The 17,498-nt window shown below is 67.8% G+C and carries 19 protein-coding genes and 1 tRNA gene; 8 read left to right on the forward strand and 12 right to left on the reverse strand.

The annotated features are described in order from the left end of the window. Nucleotides 1-9 precede the first annotated feature (9 nt). Entirely contained in the window at nt 10-426 is a 417-nt protein-coding gene (locus tag GGQ61_RS14460) for a DUF1330 domain-containing protein (RefSeq protein WP_183774029.1), read from the forward strand. On the opposite strand, the gene GGQ61_RS14465 is transcribed toward GGQ61_RS14460, so the two are convergent. From GGQ61_RS14465 to GGQ61_RS14495, 7 genes are all read right to left on the reverse strand, one after another. Next, a complete protein-coding gene (locus GGQ61_RS14465; RefSeq protein ID WP_221221051.1) occupies nt 423-854 on the reverse strand; it encodes a hypothetical protein in 432 nt (143 codons plus the stop codon). The genes GGQ61_RS14460 and GGQ61_RS14465 overlap by 4 nt on opposite strands. Nucleotides 855-856: 2 nt before the next feature. Next, complete coding sequence (locus GGQ61_RS14470) at nt 857-2,539, reverse strand: sulfatase-like hydrolase/transferase (protein ID WP_246370933.1); 1,683 nt, start codon at nt 2,537-2,539, stop codon at nt 857-859. Between the two features lie 76 nt (nt 2,540-2,615). Next, nucleotides 2,616-4,325 (reverse strand): gamma-glutamyltransferase, encoded by a 1,710-nt coding sequence (gene ggt / locus GGQ61_RS14475; RefSeq protein WP_183774032.1) that lies wholly within the window; start codon nt 4,323-4,325, stop codon nt 2,616-2,618. Nucleotides 4,326-4,383: 58 nt separating this feature from the next. Further along, a complete protein-coding gene (locus tag GGQ61_RS14480; protein ID WP_183774035.1) occupies nt 4,384-7,554 on the reverse strand; it encodes a TonB-dependent receptor in 3,171 nt (1,056 codons plus the stop codon). A 71-nt stretch (nt 7,555-7,625) separates the two neighbouring features. Further along, nucleotides 7,626-8,642 carry a FecR family protein gene (locus tag GGQ61_RS14485; protein ID WP_183774038.1) on the reverse strand — a complete coding sequence of 339 codons (1,017 nt, stop codon included), beginning with the start codon at nt 8,640-8,642 and terminating at the stop codon, nt 7,626-7,628. After that, complete coding sequence (locus tag GGQ61_RS14490; RefSeq protein ID WP_183774041.1) at nt 8,639-9,145, reverse strand: RNA polymerase sigma factor; 507 nt, start codon at nt 9,143-9,145, stop codon at nt 8,639-8,641. Before GGQ61_RS14490 ends, GGQ61_RS14485 begins: the two co-directional genes overlap by 4 nt. A gap of 737 nt (nt 9,146-9,882) precedes the next feature. Continuing rightward, nucleotides 9,883-10,203 carry a LytR/AlgR family response regulator transcription factor gene (locus GGQ61_RS14495; RefSeq protein WP_343056146.1) on the reverse strand — a complete coding sequence of 107 codons (321 nt, stop codon included), beginning with the start codon at nt 10,201-10,203 and terminating at the stop codon, nt 9,883-9,885. A 101-nt stretch (nt 10,204-10,304) separates the two neighbouring features. Between GGQ61_RS14495 and GGQ61_RS22035 the strand changes: the two genes are divergently transcribed. The 3 genes from GGQ61_RS22035 to GGQ61_RS22045 are packed head-to-tail and all read left to right on the forward strand — an operon-like array spanning nt 10,305 to nt 11,478. Next, nucleotides 10,305-10,508, forward strand: a complete 204-nt coding sequence (locus tag GGQ61_RS22035) for a hypothetical protein (protein ID WP_221221052.1) — start codon at nt 10,305-10,307, stop codon at nt 10,506-10,508. Then, a complete protein-coding gene (locus GGQ61_RS22040; protein WP_221221053.1) occupies nt 10,508-10,813 on the forward strand; it encodes an amidohydrolase family protein in 306 nt (101 codons plus the stop codon). The genes GGQ61_RS22035 and GGQ61_RS22040 overlap by 1 nt, the downstream gene beginning before the upstream one ends. Continuing rightward, on the forward strand, nt 10,810-11,478 hold the full coding sequence (locus tag GGQ61_RS22045) for an amidohydrolase family protein (RefSeq protein WP_221221054.1): 669 nt from the start codon (nt 10,810-10,812) through the stop codon (nt 11,476-11,478). The genes GGQ61_RS22040 and GGQ61_RS22045 overlap by 4 nt, the downstream gene beginning before the upstream one ends. Before the next feature lie 355 nt (nt 11,479-11,833). Here the strand turns inward: GGQ61_RS22045 and GGQ61_RS14505 are convergent. After that, nucleotides 11,834-11,909: transfer RNA gene (locus tag GGQ61_RS14505), tRNA-Ile, on the reverse strand. A 151-nt stretch (nt 11,910-12,060) separates the two neighbouring features. Between GGQ61_RS14505 and GGQ61_RS14510 the strand changes: the two genes are divergently transcribed. Continuing rightward, nucleotides 12,061-12,801 (forward strand): SIMPL domain-containing protein, encoded by a 741-nt coding sequence (locus tag GGQ61_RS14510; RefSeq protein ID WP_183774047.1) that lies wholly within the window; start codon nt 12,061-12,063, stop codon nt 12,799-12,801. A gap of 30 nt (nt 12,802-12,831) precedes the next feature. On the opposite strand, the gene GGQ61_RS14515 is transcribed toward GGQ61_RS14510, so the two are convergent. The 3 genes from GGQ61_RS14515 to GGQ61_RS14525 form a co-directional block, all read right to left on the reverse strand. Then, nucleotides 12,832-13,290: a hypothetical protein gene (locus tag GGQ61_RS14515; RefSeq protein ID WP_183774050.1), complete on the reverse strand. Its 459-nt coding sequence runs from the start codon at nt 13,288-13,290 to the stop codon at nt 12,832-12,834. Further along, nucleotides 13,290-13,646 (reverse strand): aspartate 1-decarboxylase, encoded by a 357-nt coding sequence (gene panD, locus GGQ61_RS14520; RefSeq protein ID WP_056025476.1) that lies wholly within the window; start codon nt 13,644-13,646, stop codon nt 13,290-13,292. The genes GGQ61_RS14515 and panD overlap by 1 nt, the downstream gene beginning before the upstream one ends. Before the next feature lie 230 nt (nt 13,647-13,876). Then, nucleotides 13,877-14,713 (reverse strand): alpha/beta hydrolase, encoded by an 837-nt coding sequence (locus GGQ61_RS14525; RefSeq protein WP_246370936.1) that lies wholly within the window; start codon nt 14,711-14,713, stop codon nt 13,877-13,879. A 125-nt stretch (nt 14,714-14,838) separates the two neighbouring features. Between GGQ61_RS14525 and GGQ61_RS14530 the strand changes: the two genes are divergently transcribed. Together GGQ61_RS14530 and GGQ61_RS14535 are read left to right on the forward strand one after the other, a co-directional pair. Next, complete coding sequence (locus GGQ61_RS14530; protein ID WP_183774055.1) at nt 14,839-15,384, forward strand: YbhB/YbcL family Raf kinase inhibitor-like protein; 546 nt, start codon at nt 14,839-14,841, stop codon at nt 15,382-15,384. 98 nt (nt 15,385-15,482) lie between these two features. Continuing rightward, nucleotides 15,483-16,739 (forward strand): serine hydrolase domain-containing protein, encoded by a 1,257-nt coding sequence (locus GGQ61_RS14535; RefSeq protein ID WP_183774058.1) that lies wholly within the window; start codon nt 15,483-15,485, stop codon nt 16,737-16,739. Here the strand turns inward: GGQ61_RS14535 and GGQ61_RS14540 are convergent. After that, entirely contained in the window at nt 16,736-17,095 is a 360-nt protein-coding gene (locus tag GGQ61_RS14540) for a hypothetical protein (RefSeq protein WP_183774061.1), read from the reverse strand. The genes GGQ61_RS14535 and GGQ61_RS14540 overlap by 4 nt on opposite strands. Nucleotides 17,096-17,241: 146 nt before the next feature. On the opposite strand from GGQ61_RS14540, the gene GGQ61_RS14545 reads away from it, so the two are divergent. Next, the gene (locus GGQ61_RS14545; protein WP_183774064.1) at nt 17,242-17,463 is read left to right on the forward strand and encodes a flagellar basal body rod C-terminal domain-containing protein; all 222 of its coding nucleotides are present in this window, start codon (nt 17,242-17,244) and stop codon (nt 17,461-17,463) included. Nucleotides 17,464-17,498: the final 35 nt, after the last annotated feature.

The following is a 17,498-nucleotide window of genomic DNA, read 5'->3' on the forward strand; positions in this document are numbered from 1 at the left end:
GAACCCGACATGAACGTCGTCAACGCCGTCTACCCGCCGCACGAACAGGCGATGGAGTTCTTCGGGGGCGCCGAGGACGGCCCCTTCGTCATGGTCAACCTGCTGAAGTTCAAGCCGAAGGCGCAATACGCCGACGGCGCCGACGCCCACCTGAGCGGAGCGGAGGCCTACGCCCGCTACGCCGAGGAGGTGCGCAAGCTGGTCGAGGGCCTGGGCGGCAAGGTCCGCTACGGCGGCCACGTCACCGGCCTGCTGATCGGCGAGGTCGAGGAGCTCTGGGACATGGTCGCCCTGGCCGAATACCCCTCGCTCGCCGCCTTCCAGCAGATGGCGATGTCGCCGCAGATGCACGCCATCGAGCACCACCGCATCGCCGGCCTGGCCGGCCAGCTCAACATTCGCACCAAGCCTGGCGCGGGCTTCTAGTCCCGCGCCCGCAGCGACAGCGCCAGTAAGGCCAGGGCGAGCCCGGCGGTGACCAGGCTTGCATAGTGCTCGGGCGGATGGTGACCGCCGACCGGCGCGCGCAGCCACCAGCCCTGCAGCGCCATCAGTCCGCGCTCGAGCAGCAACAGGCAGAGCATGAGCGGCGTAAGGTTCTGGTAGCGGATAGCGACCGCCAGCATGGCCAGGCCGAAGGCGATCTGCGTGGCGCCCTGCCAGGCGAAGACGCCGACCACCAGGTCGCGGCGATCGCCCAGGTCGAGGCCGGCGATCGAAACCGCGCCGCCGTCGGGCAGGAAGCTGTGGATCAGGCCGGGCCCGAGGGTCAGCAACGCCGCCAGGCCCAGCGCCCAGACCGAGACGCGGGCGCCCCGGTACTGATCATTGGTCGACGGCGGCAGCAGCGCCATCGTCAGTTGTCCCACAGGATGTATTCGTCGCCGGCCTTCTGAGGAACGCCGCCCGGCTTGTCGATGAACACCGGCCCTTGCAGCAGTGAGGGCCAGATTGGCTTGACGCTCTGGGCGTCCTGGCGGGCGATCAACTCCTTCAGCGCCTTGACCCTCTCCGGCTGGGCGGCGGACTGGTCGCGCTGCTCGGTCGGGTCGCTGGCCAGGTCATAGAGCCAGACCTTGTCGCGCGCGCCGTTGACCTGCAGCTTCCAGTCGCCGTCGAGCACGGCCTTGTACTGGCCCGAGCGCCAGAACAGCGTCTGGTGCGGCCGCGCCGGGTTCTTGCCCTGCACGTGCGGCAGCAGGTCGACCCCGTCGATCGGCCGGTCGGTCGGCAGTCCCGCCCCGCCCGCCGCCGCCGCGGTGGCGAAGATGTCTATGTGCCCGACCGGATATCCGTAGGTCGATCCGGGCTGGATCACGCCCGGCCAGCGCATGAAGAACGGCGTGCGCACCCCGCCCTCGAAGAAGGTCGACTTGAAGCCGCGATACGGCTTGTTGACGTCCGGCAGCCCGACATAGCCGGCCCCGCCGTTGTCGCTGGAGAAGATCACAAGGGTGTTCTCGTCCAGCCCCTCGTCCTTCAGCGCCTGCAGGATGCGCCCGATATTGGCGTCGAGGTTTCGGGCCATCGCACCATAGACGCGGGTCCGGTGATCCTTGATCTGCGGCAGGGCGTCGTAGTCGGCCTTGGTCGCCTGCAGCGGCGTATGGATGGCGTTGGGCGCGTAGTAGAGGAAGAACGGCCGGTTGCGGTTGGCCTTGATCGCCTTCACCGCTTCGTCGGTCAGATAGTCGGTCATGTAGCCCTTGGGCTTGAACAGCGACGATCCGTTGAACTGAACGGCGTACGGCAGGTTCGGCCACAGGAAGCGGTCGATGGCGTCCCAGTCCTGCTTGGAGTTGACGACGTTCGGGTCCTTGGCGGGCAGGAACATCGAGCCGCCGGCGATGAAGCCCAGGCTCTCGTCGAAGCCCTGATCCTCGGGCCGCGAACCCTTCTTGCCGCCCAGGTGCCACTTGCCCAGGTGGACGGTGTGATAGCCCTTGGCCTTCAGCACTTCGGCGATGGTGATCTCGCTGGACGGCATGCTGAGTTCGTTGACCGCCGCCGGATTGCGCGCGGTGCTGCCCGGCGGCATGTCCTTGATGCGGTCGGGGAAGAATTTCGGCTTCACGATCGCGCCGGGCTCGGCCTCGGTGCCGACCATGCGCGCGAACGCGACCGGGGCGGGGGTGAACTCGAAGCCGAAGCGGGTCGGATAGCGGCCGGTCATGATCGCCGCCCGTGACGGCGCGCAGGTGGCGTTGCCGGCATAGCCTGCGGCGAACACCACCCCCTCCTTGCCTATGGCGTCGATGTTGGGGGTCGGCACAGCGCCGTTCGCCACCCCGCCGCCATTGATGGTGATGTCGTTGTAGCCGAGGTCGTCGGCCAGGATGAACACGACGTTCGGCGGCCGCTCACCCTCAGCCGGGGTCTGCGGCCCCTGCGCCCAATTAACCGCCCGGTTGTCCTCGACCGGCGGCATCTGCGCGCGGGCGATCATCGAGAGGATCGTCGTGCGGTTCGCCGCCGCCAGCCCGGCCCCCGCCGCCAACACCAGCACGGACGCGCCCAGCCACTTCCAGCGCCGCTTCATCCTCGCCTCCCCGATCTTGTATTGACACGAAGCGTGCCACTACATCGATCGGGGGGCAACCCCTGGCGTGCAACCCCTAGTCGACGGGAACCGCAGCGGCGTCCGGGCGACGGCTGTCGGCCCCGCCCTCGAACACCCCGTTCTCGATCATGATCGACTGGGTCGAGCCCATGGTCAGGCTGGTGCGGGTCTCGTGACCCTTGGCCTCCATCAGCTTCAGCATGTCGATCGGGAAGCCCGGCTCGAACTCGACCGGGGTGTCGCTGGCGGCCTGGAAGATCCGCGGCCGCTGCGTCGCCTCGGCGACGTTCAGCTTGTGGTCGACGACGTTGCTCAGCAGCTGGGCCATGGCCGGGATGATCCGCGTGCCGCCCGGCGTGCCGGCGACCAGCCAGGGCTTGTCGTCCTTGAAGGCGATCAGCGGGGTGATGGTCGAGATCACCCGCTTGCCGGGCTCGGGCGCATTGGCCGGCTCGTCGCCGCCCCAGGCGAAGTTGGCCATGGCGTCGTTGAGGAAGAAGCCGGTGCCGGCCGCCATGACGTGCGCGCCGAACGACGAGCCCAGGGTGAAGGTGTTGCTGACCACGTTCCCCTCGGCGTCGGCCACCGAATAGTGGGTGGTGTCGCGGCTCTCGAACAGCAGCGGGTCGCCCGGCGAAACCTTCTGGTCCATCGCCTTGCCCAGGTCGATCAGCTTGGCGCGCTCGGCCGCATAGGCCTTGCTCGACAGCCCGCCGACCGGCGGCTGGTGTTGCGGCCAGCCGCCCATGAACTTGGCGCGGTCGGCGAACACCAGCTTCATCGCCTCGGCGGTCACATGCAGCGACTGGACGCTGTTCTGGCCGTACTCGGCCATCGGATAGCGCTCGACGATGTTCATCAGCTCGCACAGCAGCACCCCGGCGGCCGGCGGCGGCATGTAGGCCACCGGCGTGCCGCGGTAGTCGCACCACAGCGGCTCGGAGATGCGGATCTGGTAGCCGGCCAGGTCTTCCTGGGTCAGCACCCCGCCCCCGGCCTGAACGCCGGCCACGACGCGCCGCCCCAGCTCGCCGCGATAGAAGGCGTCGGCGCCGCCGTCGCGGATCTGGCGCAGCGACCAGGCCAGGTCCGGCTGCTTGAGCCGCTCGCCCGGCGCATAGGTCGCCCCGCCCGCCTTGTAGAGCGCCTTGGCCGACGGCGCGTCGGCCAGCAGGCCGTCGCGGTAGACGTCCAGCGCATAGGTCATGTCGTCGGTCAGGATCAGGCCGTCGGTCGCCAGCTTCACCGCAGGCTCGACCAGCTTCTTCCAGGGCAGCTTGCCGTACTGGCGATGCACCTCGTAGAGGCCCTTCACGGTGCCGGGCACGGCGACCGCCCGGTGTGAGTAGCGCTTGGCCGGATCCATCTTGCCGTTCGCGCCGGCCAGCAGCGCCGCGTCGGTCGCCGCCGGGGCCTGGCCGTAATAGTCGACGGCCAGGGTCCTCTTCTCCTTAGCCAGATGCACCAGCATGAAGCCGCCGCCGCCAAGGTTGCCCGCGCGCGGTAGGGTGACCGCCAGCGCCAACCCCGTGGCAACGGCCGCATCCACCGCATTGCCGCCCTGGCGCAGGATGTCGGCGCCGACCTGCGAGGCGACCTCGTTCTGGCTGACCACCATCCCCTTGCGGCCCATCACCGGGTGATGGATCGCGTCGTAGTCGAGGATGTACTCGGCCGCGCCCTTGGCGGCCTGGGCCTGGGCGGCGTGGGGCGCAGCGAGGCTGGCGGCCGCCAGGATGGCGGCGAGGGTCGCGGTCAGGCGCATGGGGTCTCCGGAAAAGCAGATCGGCCCGCGGCTTTCGCCGCGGGCCCGTACTGGGTCGTTAGAAGTTCTTGGTCACCTGGGCGAACCAGTAGCGCCCGCGGTTGCTGTAGAGCTTCGTGAAGTAGCCGAAGGTCTCGTCGGCCAGCGGCGGATCCTCGTCGGTCAGGTTGTTGACCCCGACCCGGAAGCTCATCCCGGCCAGCGCGCCCTCGTCGGCCGCATAGCCGACCGCGGCGTTGAATGTCAGCCAGTCGTCGCCCTTGTAGAGCAGCGCCGAACTATCCTTCACCCCGCCGACATAGCGGGCATAGCCGGAGACCTCCCACGGACCCGACGTCCAGGTCGCATAGGCCTGGCCGCGGGTGCGCGGGTTGTCGTCCTGCTCGATCAGCGAGCCGCCGGCGCTGGCCGGCAGGCCGGCCGCCAGCAGGGCCGCGGACTCGGCCGACGGCGTCTGGTCGAACTTCTGCAGCAGGGACACGTCCACCCCCAGGCGGAAGTCGCCGAACTGGGTGGCGTCGATCCGCCAGGTGGCGCTGAGGTCGATGCCCTCGATGGTGCGAGAGTCGAGGTTCAGGAACTGGTTGGCGATCCGGATCGGCTCGCCCAGCGTGTTGCGGGTCAGGGCCGGGTTCGGGCCCGAGCCGCCCAGGCGGCCGATGGCGTCGAGGTTCAGGTGATCCTGCGACTCGAACACGCCCACCACGCCGTCCTGCTCGATCCGCCACCAGTCGATGGAGAACATCAGGTCCGGGGTCGGCGTGAACACCACGCCTGCGCTGAAGTTGTCGCTGGTCTCGGACTTCAGGTCCTTGTTGCCGGCGCGCACGTCCTCGACGTTGTAGCGGTAGGCCGAGCAGCCCGCGCGGTTCAGCTGCGAGAACTGCGGCACGCCCTGCGCCACGGCGCAGCTGTAGTAGTCGGTCAGGTTCTCCTGCACCCGGCGGATCTCGGAGGCGTTGACAGTCTCCAGGTTCGGCGCGCGGAAGCCCTGCGAATAGGCGGCGCGGACCAGGACGTAGTCGTTCAGCCGCCAGCCGAGGGCGACCTTCGGCTTCAGCACCTGCTCGTTGATGTCCGAATAGTCCTCGAAGCGCGCGGCGAGCTGCAGGTCCAGGCTCTGGACCAGCGGAATGTCCGCGCCTTCCGGGATCAGCGAGGTCTGCAGTTCGGCGAAGGCCGAGAACACCTTGCGCGAGCCGGAGGTGTCGGGCGTCGGGCTCGAACCCATCGCGTCGCTGGTCGGACCGCCGGCGGTGGCGAAAGCGACCGTGCCGTCGATCAGTGGGTCGCGGTCGTCCTTGAAGGTCTCACGCCGCCACTCGGCGCCGAAGGCCAGGCCGACGTTGCGGTCCAGCACGCTGAACGCGTTCGGGTTGCTGATCTTGGCGTCCCACAGCGCCAGGCTGGTGGTGCCGTCGCGTGAGATGCTGACCCGCAGCGGATCGACGACCGAGGCCGGATTCGAGGTGGCGTCGAAGCCGCCGACATTGCTTAGGTCCCCCCCGTTGAACGGGTTGTAGGCGCGGGTCGGGTCGCTGCTGTTCAGCGCCGCCTGCAGGGCGGTGTTGCTGACGCGGTTGCTTTCGACGTCCTTGGTGCGGGCGTGCGAGTAGAGCAGCGCGCTCTCCCACGACCAGTCGCCGAGGTCGCCGCGCAGACCGCTGAGCAGCCGGTAGGCGTCGGAGTCGACGTCGATGCGGCGGCGGCCGACATCGTCCACCCGCAGGCCGACGACGGTGATCGCCTGGGCCGGGCCCGTGTAGCCGGCGAGGCGGCCGGGCCCCGAGCCGAAGGGGTTGTAGGGGTTGTTGGCGCCGATGGTCAGCGGAGCCGACGTCAGATTGGTGGTGCCGCCGCGCACCGAGCTGGACGTCGCCCCGTAGTAGAGCGCCTGGCCGAACCACTCGACGGGGCCGAAGTCGTGGCTGGCCACGGCCATCAGGCTGTAGCGCTCCGAGCTCGGCGACATGGTGCGTTCCGGAGCCTCGTCGGTGCGCAGCGAGGTGTCGAGCGTCGCCGAGCCGCCGTCGATGCAGACCCCGCCGCCGACCTGGGCGTCAGAGCCGGTGTACGAGCACGGCTGCATGTGGAAGGCGGTGAAGGACGGGCCGAAGTTGGTCACCGCGGTCCCGACCCGGCCGGTCAGCCAGGGCGTCAGGCTCGAGCGGTTGTCGAAGTTGCCGGCGTACCGCGACGGAACGCGGCTGCCGAGGTTGTCGGTCGAGGCGTAATCGCGGTCGCTGGCCGGCATCGCCGTGCGGTCGAAGTACTCGCCGAAAAGGGCGACGTGCGTTGCGCCGTCGTTGAAGTCGCGGCCCCACTTCGCGCCCAGCGAGGTTTCGGCCAGCTTGGTGCCTTCCGAGCCGCCGTAGCGGGCGACGATCTGGCCGCCGACATACTGGTCGTCGAGCACGTTGTTCAGCACGCCGGCCACCGCGTCGGAGCCGTAGATGGCCGCGCCGCCGTCACGCAGCACTTCGACGCGCTTCAGGGCGGTGGCGGGAATGGTGTTCAGGTTGACGACCTGGACGGGGACGGAACCTTCCTGCTGGGTGCCGGGGTGCCCTACCATCCGGCGGCCGTCCAGCAGCACCAGGGTGTTGCCCGAGCCGAGCCCGCGCAGGTTGGCCGAGGCGACGTCGCCGCGCGCCTGGTTCGGACCTTGCTGCTCGTTGTTGAAGGCCTGGCCGCCCGACTGCGGCAGGGCCGCGATCATCTCGCCGGCAGTGACTGCGCCGGTCATCTCAAGCTCGCGGCGGTCGACGACCGAGACCGGCAGCAGGCCGCGCTCGGTGACGCCGGCCAGGTTCGAACCGACGACGATGATCTCTTCGACCTCGGCGACTTCCGCTGGCTCGCTCGCGGCGACCAGCGGACCGGCCGTCGAGGCCTTGCTCACGCTGGCCGCGGCCGGCGCGCGTTCGATGATGATGGTGCGGCCGCTTTCGCGCGAACGCAGCCCCTGCCCGACCAGCAGCCGCTGGACCGCCGAGGAGACCGCCATATCGCCGCGCACGGCCGGGGCCCGCAGCCCGTCGACCACCGCCGGGTCGAACAGCACTTCGCGGCCCGCCTGCACGCCCAGGCTGCGCAGCGCAGCGCCCAGGTCCTGCGCCGGAATGTCGAACTGCGCCCGCGCCGGGGCTTGCGCCCAGGCCGCCGAGCCGACCAGAGCCACGGCCGCCGACGTGGCGAACGCCATGGCCTTGAGATGATTGAACGACATACGCGCTCCCTTCTAACCCCGCCCCGCGAACTGCGGGTTTCCAGGCGAAGACGCCAGGGCGCGCGGGCGCCTCACTTCAAAGATGAAGTTTTTTTGTCGCGGACCGGTCCGATGCGCACGGCGTCGCCCCCGACCTGCACCGACACCGGATGTGTCAGCGGCAAGGCGTCGAGGAACCCGCTGTTCTCGCCGGAATAGAACACCCCGCTGACCCGCATCCGCGCCACGGCTGGATCGGTGACCACGATCGGCGTACGTCGATAACGGTTCATCTCGGCCGCGGCCTCGGCCAGTGTCACCGAGGCGAACTCGATCCGCCCCTCGCGCCAGTCGCCGGCCACCGGTCCTGAGGGACGCAGCACCGCCGCGCGGCCCTCGACGTCGATGCGCTCGCCGGCCTTGACCTCCGAGACCCGGCCGCGGCCGACGGCGTCGACCGCCACCTTGCCCTCGACCACGGCCACACGCAGCCCGGCCTTCTCCAGGCGCACGTCGAACGAGGTGCCGACCGCCGTGACCGTGTGCTCGCCCGCGCCGACCACGAACGGCCGCGAGGCGTCCTTGGCGACGTCAAACCAGGCCTCGCCCGAAACCAGCTGCAGGCCGCGGCGCTTGGCCGAATAGTCGACCCGCACCTCGCTGGCGGTGTTAAGCAGCAGCTGCGAGCCGTCCGCAAGGGTGACCGTCGCCCGCTCACCGACGGCGGTGCGGTAGACTTGCGCCTGGCGCTCGGCCGCCGGGGCCAGCAGGCCTTCGCGTTGGGTCAGCAGCCCGACCCCGACGCCCGCGACCACCACCGCCAGCGACGCAGCCATCGCCGCGAAGCTGCGCACCGGCCAGCGCCGCCCCTGCGGCTGCGCGGCCAGCGCCTCGGCCCGCATCGCGCGCACGGCCGGGCTGCCGGCGCCCTCGCCGGCCGCCCCCCACATGCGCTCGACGCCTTCGAAGCAAACGCGATGCAACGGCGCGGCCTCAAGCCAGGCGGCCAGCTCGCGCGCGTCGGCCTCGCTCCAGTCGCCCGAGCGGCGCCGCAGGAACAGCTCGGCGGCGACCTCGTCCGGATCACGGTTCAGCAGGGCCCGGCTCATGAGCGCCTCCCCCGCTTGGTCAGGTGCGCCAGCGCCTTGATCATGTGCTTTTCGATCGCGCTCACCGACACCTGCAGCCGCCGCGCGATCTGCGCGTAGCTCATCTCCTCGTAGCGATGCAGGACGAAGACCACCCGCGTGCGCTCCGGCAACTCGTGCAGCGCCGTCTCGACGACCCGCAGTTGCTCGCGGCCCAGATAAACCCGTTCGGGCGAGAAATCCTCCTCGGCATGCAGCCGCTCGTCGAACAGCTGGTGCGCGCCGCCGCGCCGAGCCGCCCGCCGGAAGCTGTCGTTCAGCACGCTGGCCGCCACCGTGAACAGGTAGTTCTCGGGCGCCTCGAGCGTCCCGCCCTCACGCCGCGCCGCCAGCCGCAGGAACACCTCCTGGACCATGTCGTCGATGTCCGCAGCCGAACGCACACGCGCGCGGAAATAACGCGCCAGCGGAACCGCATAGCGACGCGCCATCTCGTCCATTTCGACGCGGCTCGTCTGCGTCATGCCCGGTCGCGCGGTCCTCTTTCGTTTCGACGTCCGTATAAAGACGCCGCGCGCGCCTAGCACCTCAGCACGCCGCGACATTCTCTTAGTTCGCTCAAAGTCGCGATTACGCAAAGATCCCCATTGCCGGGCGCGTTGCTCAGATCAGCCCCGGATCTCCGAAATCGGAGTGTCGCCCATCGGCGGGCCGCCCGGGTGGGCCAGATCGTTCGGATGGTCCTCGGCCTCGACCATGTCCAGCGCCTGAGCGCCCTAGCCAACTCCGACGTCAGGTCGTCGGCCTGGACCAGGCGCCTGGCGATCTCGGCGGCGAGGTGACGGCAGGCCCGGCCCGCCCGATCATTGTTAGCCTGTGGCGGCACCACTTGGCTCAGTATCGCTCAGCTGCCGAACTCTCAGAGCGCTGGGGCGGCCAGATCGCCCCGAAGACGCCGCGGAAGCCGATAGAGCGGGATTTCGGCGGGCATTAGGCGCCCGGTCGAGCCTGGCCATGGCCGATGAGCGGCCTCTAGCCGCTCGGACGGGCGTCACGGTCTGACAAGGATAGGCGCTGGTGACGACGAGTTTCAGAAAGGCGCAGACCGGGATAGCGACGAGGCGCTCGACTCGCCAAGTCCGGCGCTGGTCCTGATCGACCCTCCGCCTGCGCAGGGCTAGCGCCGTAGGGGAAGGCCAGTTGGGCCGACGCAACGCTGGGACCTGCACGGAGGCCGTCCAACATTTGGCAGGCAGGGTTCTCACACCCCGCCCTTCGAACGGCGCCGGGCGCTCGGTATCCCGAGCCGCCGCTCGACCTCCTCGACATACTTTTTCCCCACCGCGAGCTTCCTGCCGCTCTCTAGGGTCAAAACGAGCCCCGCCCTCTTGCGGCGGACTTCAACTGCGCGGTCAAGTCGGGCGAATGTGGAGCGGTGAACTCGGGTCAGTTCTCGTGGGTCGAGCCTGGCTTGCAGTTCACACATCCTCGCCCGGTAGATATGCGAGCGCGTATCAGTGTGGAGGAACACATAGTCCTTCGCGGCCTCTATCCATTCGATATGTTCGACCTGCACGCGCACGTCGCGGTCACGTCCGCGAACCCAAAAACGAGTTTCTGTTTCGAAATGTGCGAGTCTCTAACGGACGGTCCACCCGCTTATCGGGTCTCACGGACGTGCTGGTGCGCGGCAACAGAATTGCAGCGGTCGGGGACGGGCTCGCCAGCACAGCCAGAACCATCGAGGGCCGGGAACGCACCCTGATTCCAGGACTGATCGACGTCCACGCGCACCTGGAGTTCTACAACCTTCCTGCGCTCGATTTCAGCAGCGCGGACCCGGACTATCTCCAAGCCGCCAAGCGGCCGCCGCCGGGGATTTCCTGATGACGGGCTTCACTTCCGTCAGGGACGCAGGTGGACCCACGTTTGGCCTCAAGCGGGCCATCGATGAGCGCCTGATGCCCGGACCGCGGATATGGCCCTCAGGCGCGATCCTCTCCCAGACCTCGGGCCATGCCGAATCCCGGCCGATCAACGCCCTGCCCTCGCCTCGGAATCGCGAACTCACGCCGCACGAGCGAGCGCGCTATCTGGCCGTTGTGGACGGCGTTCCAGAGGTACTGGAAAAGGTGCGCGAACAGCTTTTCCAGGGGGCAAGCCAGATCAAGCTGGCGGTGAGTGGCGGGTGAGCTCGAACTTCGATCCCCTCGACGTCACCCAGTTCAGCCCCGAGGAAATCCGCGCCGCAGTCGGAGCCGCCGAGGACTGGGGCACCTATGTCATGGTGCATGGCTATACGCCGCGCGCCATCAATCGCGCGATCGACTGCGGCGTCAAATGCATCGAGCACGGCCAACTACTCGATGAACCAACGCTGCGACGGATGGCCGACGAGAAGATCTGGCTCAGCCTTCAACCTTTCCTGCAGGACGAGGACGCCATTCCGACGGCGCCCGGCTCGGCGAACGAGCGAAAGTACCGGCAGGTCACCGAGGGCACTGATCGCGCCTACAGCCTGGCCAAGCAGTTGGGTCTCAAGGTCGCGTTCGGCACGGACATCCAGCTCAATCCGAACGGGGCGACCCGACAGTCTCATTATCTGCCAAAGCTGCTTCGCTGGTACAGCGGAGGCGAAGCGCTCAAGATGGCCACGCACGACAATGCAGCTCTGTTGGCTCTGTCGGGCCCGCGCACCCCCTACGCAGGTCAGCTCGGCGTCATCGAACAGAACGCCCTAGCCGACCTCTTATTGGTGAACGGGGATCCGGTGACCGATCTCAACCTGCTCGCAGATCCAGCGACCAATCTCGCTATCATCATGAAAGACGGCATGATTTTCAAGGACGCCGCCTAGAAGGCATCAACAGGGCGCCTTTTCCAGCCTCTCAGCTCCTCCCGTTTTCAGTGGGGTCGGCGCCCCCCCATTGCGGCCATTCAAAAGGCTCCATTTCAAGACTTATCAGCGTGACGTAAGGGGGACGCCGCCCTTGGGTCGCACCCGGCGCGCGCCTTGAGCGCACGCAGCGCGACGCCTGAAAGTGGCATGTCGTTGGTATTTGATGCCACGTCGTTGGCTTCCAGCCTAAAACGTACCAACAGAATTTCCGGCTGCAGCCGAGCGATCCGAGACGCAACCGGAAACATATTATTGTTTTATAATGACTATTTACGACTTATCGGACGTGCTTGGACGTCCTCGCATGCATCGCTGGTGGGCCCGGTAGGACTCGAACCTACAACCAGACCGTTATGAGCGGTCGGCTCTAACCATTGAGCTACAGGCCCCTGCAGCGATGCAGGTCTGCGGGTTACCACGACCTGCACGCGCCTTAAAGCTGCCGTTCAGCTTGGCTTTGTCAGAACTGCAACCTCCACCGTCATCCGACGTTTGGAGGCCTCGATCCCGCCCTAACCCCGGGCGTTTGTGGAGATTTCGATGAAGACCTTCGTCCGCGCCGGCGCCATGGCCCTGCTGCTCGCCGCCGCCGCCGCGCCCGCCGCCTTCGCTCAAACGGCGCAACCCTCGGCAGGTTCGATGTTCCAGACGACCACGCTCAACCTTTCGGCTTACGGCGAGACCCGTGTCGCCCCCGACAAAGCGACCATCAACCTCGGCGTCGTGACCGAGGCCCCGACCGCCGCCGGCGCCCTGGCCGCCAACAACGAGAAGATGAACTCGGTGATCGCCGCCCTGCACAAGGCCGGTATCGCCGAGAAGGACATCCAGACCTCGGGCCTTAACCTCAACGCCCAATACGATTACGTCCAGAACGAGCCGCCGAAGCTGCGCGGCTACCAGGCCTCAAACCAGGTGACGATCACCGTAAACGACCTGGCCAAACTGGGCGCGGCCGTCGACGCCACGGTCAAGGCGGGAGCCAATCAGGTGAATGGCATCTCCTTCGGCCTGAAGGACCCCAGCGCGGCCGAGAACGCCGCCCGCCAGGAAGCGGTCAAGGCGCTGGCCGCCAAGGCCGACCTCTACGCGCGGGCCACCGGTCACCGCGTCAACCGGCTGGTCAATCTCAGCGAAGGCGGCAGCTACATGCCCTCTCCGCCGCCGGCGCCGATGATGGCCTATGCCCGTAAGGAAATGGCCGATGGCGGCGCGCCGATCTCCGCCGGCGAACTGAACGTCCGGGTGGACATCACCGGTCTCTACGAACTGTCGCGGTAAGCGAAACGGCCCTCCCCTCCGGGGGAGGGTTTATTTCGGGCCGAGTCCGGCCCGTGCAAAAGCCGAGGTCAGCTTGTCGGCGATGACGATGCCGGGCGGGGCCTCGTTGGCTTCCATCACCGCGGCATAGGTCATGCCTGGCCGACCCTCGACCGGACCGCTGGCCCACGCGACGATGCGGGTGCCTTCGGGGTTGCTGCGGCAGCTGGCGGTCTTACGGTCGCCCGTGGCCGGCGTCGCCTTCAGCAACTGCTCCAGTGTCTGGGCCCCCTGCCCGTCGCAGGTCGGCAGCGAGCGGCCGCAGACCATGTGCGTCCCGTATTGGTAAACGGTCCTGCCGCCTTCGGCGATCAGCACGCAGGTGCCCGGATCGCCGATGGCGCGGGATACAGCCTCGTCGAGGATGGCCTTGTCTACACCCTTCGGAGCGCCGGGCGAGCAGGCGGCGAGGACCGCGGCGGCCAGACCCAACGCGGCCAGGGCGCGCATCAGGCGGCCTGCTTGATCTCGTTGCCGTCGTCCAGCAGCACGACGCTCGGGGAGTAGTTGCGGGCTTCCTCAGCCGGCAGCATGCCGTAGGTGACCACGATCACCTTATCGCCCTTTTGGACGAGACGGGCGGCCGCGCCGTTGACGCCGATCACCTTGGATCCGCGCGGCGCTTCGATGGCGTAGGTGGTGAACCGCGCGCCGGTGGTGATGTTCAGGACGTCGACTTGCTCGTGGGGGAGGATGCCCGAGGCGTCCAGCAGATCGCGATCGATCGCGATCGAGCCTTCATACTCGAGATCGGCCTGAGTCACCGTGGCGCGGTGAAGCTTGGCCTTCATCAGGGTCACCAGCATGGGCGGTCCTTCCAACTGCGGCGCACAAACCTTCGAAACGAAGGGCCGCTGGATATAGCGTCGAATGGGGAACACTACAATTGCGGCGGCGCAGCAAGGTTGACCTAACGGCAATATGCCGCGCCCGAGCGCCGATCTTCGAAGGAAAATTATTTCCTTAGATTCTTTTACTTACCGTCGATTTTTCGCTCGCTGGGTCAGGGGCTTCAGCCGGTGACGAACACGTGAGCTCACGGAGCGTCCGTGACCCGCTCCATGAACCCGGTGATGTCGCTGAGCACGCTCGCCCGGTCTCGGAAGGGACGCGACATCGCCGCCATGATCTCGTTGTGGCCTACGCCTGGATAGCTGCGAGCCTCGACCTGAGCGCCGGCCGCGCGCAGGGCCGCGCCTAGGGAAGCGGTCTCCCGCGGATCGACGATCGTGTCGGCCGAACCGGTGACCAGCAGCATCGGCGGCGCATCGGCCCGCACGAGTTTCACAGGCTGTGTGGCGGCTGGATCGCCGACACCGAACACGTCGGCCATGTGCCCTTTCAGCGGCAGGAAATCATAGGGTCCGGCGATGCCGACCACCCCGACGATGCGGGCTGGATCGACGCCGGCGTGCTGCAGATAGCTCGGCGCCAATCCCAGCATCACTGCATTATAGGCGCCGGCGGAATGCCCCAGCAGCACGACGCGTGAGGGATCTCCTCCGTAAGCTGCGGCGTGATCTACGGCCCACCTCACGGCCTGGGCGCTGTCGTTGAGGAACTCCGGGAACCGGACCTGCGGATACAGCCGGTAGTCCGGCAACACCACGACGTAGCCGCGCGCGGCCAGGGCCTGCGCGACCCAACCGTAGTCCCACTTGCGTCCCCGCTCCCAGCCGCCCCCGTAGAGAAACACCGCCACCGGCCGGGCCGTGTCCATCCGCCGCGGGGCGTAGACGTCGAGGCTCTGGCGGCCGCCGGGGCCATAAGGCTGGTCATGGGCGGTCAGGATCGCAGGGTCGCGCGGGGTGAAGGTCGCGAACACGCCCAGCGGCGTACAGGCCGCGCAAGCCGCCGCCAGAACGGAAAGCAAGGCAAGGCGAACCGTAGCAGACACGCGACGCGGGATCATGTCTTACCGGCTAGGGCCTTTTCCCGATCGCCGCAACCAAGCCTTCGGCGGCGCGCTTCTTTCCGGGGAGCGCAAGGAGCCACACAATGTCCAGCCCCGCCCATTCCGGCGAAACCATCACCATCTTCAAGGTCGAGCCTCGAGACGAAAGCGGCCTAGTCGTGATGTCGCCGTCGCAGGCCCCCGACGGGCGCCTGGCCGACCGCCATTCGGCCTACCACGAGAACCTCTCCCCGCCGATCACCTGGACCGAAGTCGAGGGCGCCGAATGCTACGCCCTGATCGTCGAGGACCCCGACGCGCCGATGGAGAAGCCGTTCGTTCACTGGATGATCTGGAACATTCCGGCCGAAGCGGGCGGCCTGCCCGAGGGCGTGCCCCAGGCGCAGTATATCGATCCGCCGCACCCGATCATTCAAGGTCGCAACGACGCCGACGACTACGGCTGGTTCGGACCGCGGCCGCCGGCGGGCCACGGCGTGCACCGCTACTATTTCCAGGTCTTCGCACTCGACCAGCGCCTGGAGGTCGGGCCGGACACGCCGCTGCATGAGTTGCTCAACATCCTCAAGGGGCACACCATCGCCCAGGGCGAAATGATGGCGACCTACGAGGCGCCGCGCCGCCAATAATTCGAATGAAAAGTATGTTGACGGGCTCCACGTCATCCAGGGCATAGCTGGGAGAACGCCGAGGCATGTGACCTCGGCGGTTCATCTGGCGAGGCGACATGGACGGCGATCTGGCCCTGGGCGGCTTTTCTTCCAACGGTCTGGCGGCGATCCCCGCCGCTCTACAGCCGATCGTCGACGCCGGCGATCTCTCGGGCTTCGTGACCCTGCTCTGGCGCAAGGGCGAGGTCGCCCAGGTCAACACGCTCGGCTACCGCGACGTGGCCGGCAAGGCGCCGATGACCCGCGACACCCTGTTCCGCATCGCCTCGATGACCAAGCCGATCACCTCGATCGCTGCACTAATGCTGATGGAGGAGGGCAAGCTCCGGCTCGACGACCCGATCACCAAGTGGATGCCGGAGTTCAAGGACATGCGGGTCCTGAAGTCGGCTGCAGGCCCGGTCGACGACACTGTGCCGGCCGCGCGCGAGATCACCGTCGACGACCTGATGACCCATCGCTCGGGCCTGGCCTACGCCTTCACCTCGGTCGGGCCGATCGCTCATGCCCACGAAAAGGCGCTGGGCTCGCCGCTGGGCGGCCATCTCAGCCCAGACGAGTGGCTGAAGGCGCTGGGGCAGTTGCCGCTTTCCTACCAGCCGGGCGATCGCTTCCACTACAGCCACGCCACCGACGTGCTCGGCTTCCTGGTGGGCCGGGTGTCTGGCCGGGGCTATCGCGAGTTCATCATGGAGCGGATCCTGCAGCCGCTCGGCATGAACGACACCGACTTCTGGTGCCCGCCGGAGAAGCGCGACCGCATGGCCAAGCTCTACCGCATCAACCCCAAGACAGATGCGATGGAGGACATCTCCTTCCCACACCTGCCCGGTCCGCCGGAATTCTGCGCCGGCGGCGGCGGCCTGATCTCGACCGCCGACGACTACCTGCGTTTCGCCCGGATGATGCTGAACGACGGCGAGCTGGACGGGGTTCGCTACGTCAAGCGCGAGACGCTGGAGGCGATGCGCGAGAACCGCCTGACGCCCGAGCAGCGCCAGGTCCCGTTCATGGGCATCCCGTTCTGGATGGGCCAGGGCTTCGGCCTCGGCGTCTCGGTGATAACCGACCCGGAGAAGCAGGCCTGGATGGGCGCGGGCTCGGAGGGCTCGTTTGGCTGGCCGGGCGCCTTCGGCACCTGGTGGCAGGCCGACCCGGTTGAGGACATGGTGATGATCTACCTGATCCAGAACTCGATCCCGCTGGAGCCGGAGGCCGCCTCGCAGCTGGCCACCGGACAGCGGATGGGCGGGCGCGCCGCCCTGCCCGTGTTCCAGAAGCTGACCTACGCCGCGCTCGGAAAGCCGCTCTAGAAGGTGTTGCGGCCCATCACGCACATGGGCTGACCTTCATAGGTCGCGCCGATCAGGCTGCCGTTCTTGACGGCGGCCTTGCGGGCCTTTTCGTAGGCGCGGTTCTCGGCCGGGGCCTTCACCCCGTCCGGGCAGATCGAAATGTCGACCTGCGTTCCGGTGCGGCAGGTGCAGAAATCCTCGCGCTTGTCGAGGCGGCTGGCCGGCACCTTGCAGGACACCGGCAGGGTCTGACCGTTCACGTCCAGGCAGATGATGGTCTGGGTGGGCGGGTTCTGCGACAGCGGCGCCTGGGCGGAGGCGGCGCTGGCGCAGGCGAGGAGCGCGGCGGCGGCGATCAGGGCTGTGCGGATCATCGGACTAACCTCCAGTTCGACTTGACCATAACACGCCGCAAGTGCGGCGGGTTTCAGGCGCTGCATGGTGACCGGCGCGTTCATCCTGTCGCTGCGCGAAGGCTTAACCGCGCATCGGCGATGTTCGACGCTGGAAGGGGCTCCCGATGGATCCGATCGCCGCCGCACAATACGGAATGCTCGCCGCCAGCCGTCGCTTCGACGCCTCGGCCAGCCGCACAGCTCGCATGGGCGTCGAAGGGGAAGCCGTCGACCTGCCGGCCGAGATCGTCGATCAGATCACCGCAAAGACCGCCTTCGCCGCCAACGCCGCGGTGATCCGCAGCGCCCAGGAGATGACCGGCAAACTGCTGGACGTGCTCGCCTAGCTTTGACATCCGGCCCGTGGGGCTTTAGCGCCGGA

It is taken from the genome of Phenylobacterium haematophilum, from assembly GCF_014196295.1.
Classification (GTDB): domain Bacteria; phylum Pseudomonadota; class Alphaproteobacteria; order Caulobacterales; family Caulobacteraceae; genus Phenylobacterium; species Phenylobacterium haematophilum.

Excerpts from the sequence above, each read along its gene's own strand:
- GGQ61_RS14535 (WP_183774058.1), top strand. The coding sequence starts at position 15,483 with ATGGACGGCGATCTGGCCCTGGGCGGCTTTTCTTCCAACGGTCTGGCG.
- GGQ61_RS14490 (WP_183774041.1), bottom strand. The coding sequence starts at position 9,145 with ATGACGCAGACGAGCCGCGTCGAAATGGACGAGATGGCGCGTCGCTAT.
- GGQ61_RS14510 (WP_183774047.1), top strand. The coding sequence starts at position 12,061 with ATGAAGACCTTCGTCCGCGCCGGCGCCATGGCCCTGCTGCTCGCCGCC.
- GGQ61_RS14540 (WP_183774061.1), bottom strand. The coding sequence starts at position 17,095 with ATGATCCGCACAGCCCTGATCGCCGCCGCCGCGCTCCTCGCCTGCGCC.
- GGQ61_RS14465 (WP_221221051.1), bottom strand. The coding sequence starts at position 854 with ATGGCGCTGCTGCCGCCGTCGACCAATGATCAGTACCGGGGCGCCCGC.
- ggt (WP_183774032.1), bottom strand. The coding sequence starts at position 4,325 with ATGCGCCTGACCGCGACCCTCGCCGCCATCCTGGCGGCCGCCAGCCTC.
- GGQ61_RS14530 (WP_183774055.1), top strand. The coding sequence starts at position 14,839 with ATGTCCAGCCCCGCCCATTCCGGCGAAACCATCACCATCTTCAAGGTC.
- GGQ61_RS14470 (WP_246370933.1), bottom strand. The coding sequence starts at position 2,539 with ATGAAGCGGCGCTGGAAGTGGCTGGGCGCGTCCGTGCTGGTGTTGGCG.
- GGQ61_RS14515 (WP_183774050.1), bottom strand. The coding sequence starts at position 13,290 with ATGCGCGCCCTGGCCGCGTTGGGTCTGGCCGCCGCGGTCCTCGCCGCC.
- GGQ61_RS14460 (WP_183774029.1), top strand. The coding sequence starts at position 10 with ATGAACGTCGTCAACGCCGTCTACCCGCCGCACGAACAGGCGATGGAG.
- GGQ61_RS14485 (WP_183774038.1), bottom strand. The coding sequence starts at position 8,642 with ATGAGCCGGGCCCTGCTGAACCGTGATCCGGACGAGGTCGCCGCCGAG.
- GGQ61_RS22040 (WP_221221053.1), top strand. The coding sequence starts at position 10,508 with ATGACGGGCTTCACTTCCGTCAGGGACGCAGGTGGACCCACGTTTGGC.
- GGQ61_RS14545 (WP_183774064.1), top strand. The coding sequence starts at position 17,242 with ATGGATCCGATCGCCGCCGCACAATACGGAATGCTCGCCGCCAGCCGT.
- GGQ61_RS14480 (WP_183774035.1), bottom strand. The coding sequence starts at position 7,554 with ATGTCGTTCAATCATCTCAAGGCCATGGCGTTCGCCACGTCGGCGGCC.
- panD (WP_056025476.1), bottom strand. The coding sequence starts at position 13,646 with ATGCTGGTGACCCTGATGAAGGCCAAGCTTCACCGCGCCACGGTGACT.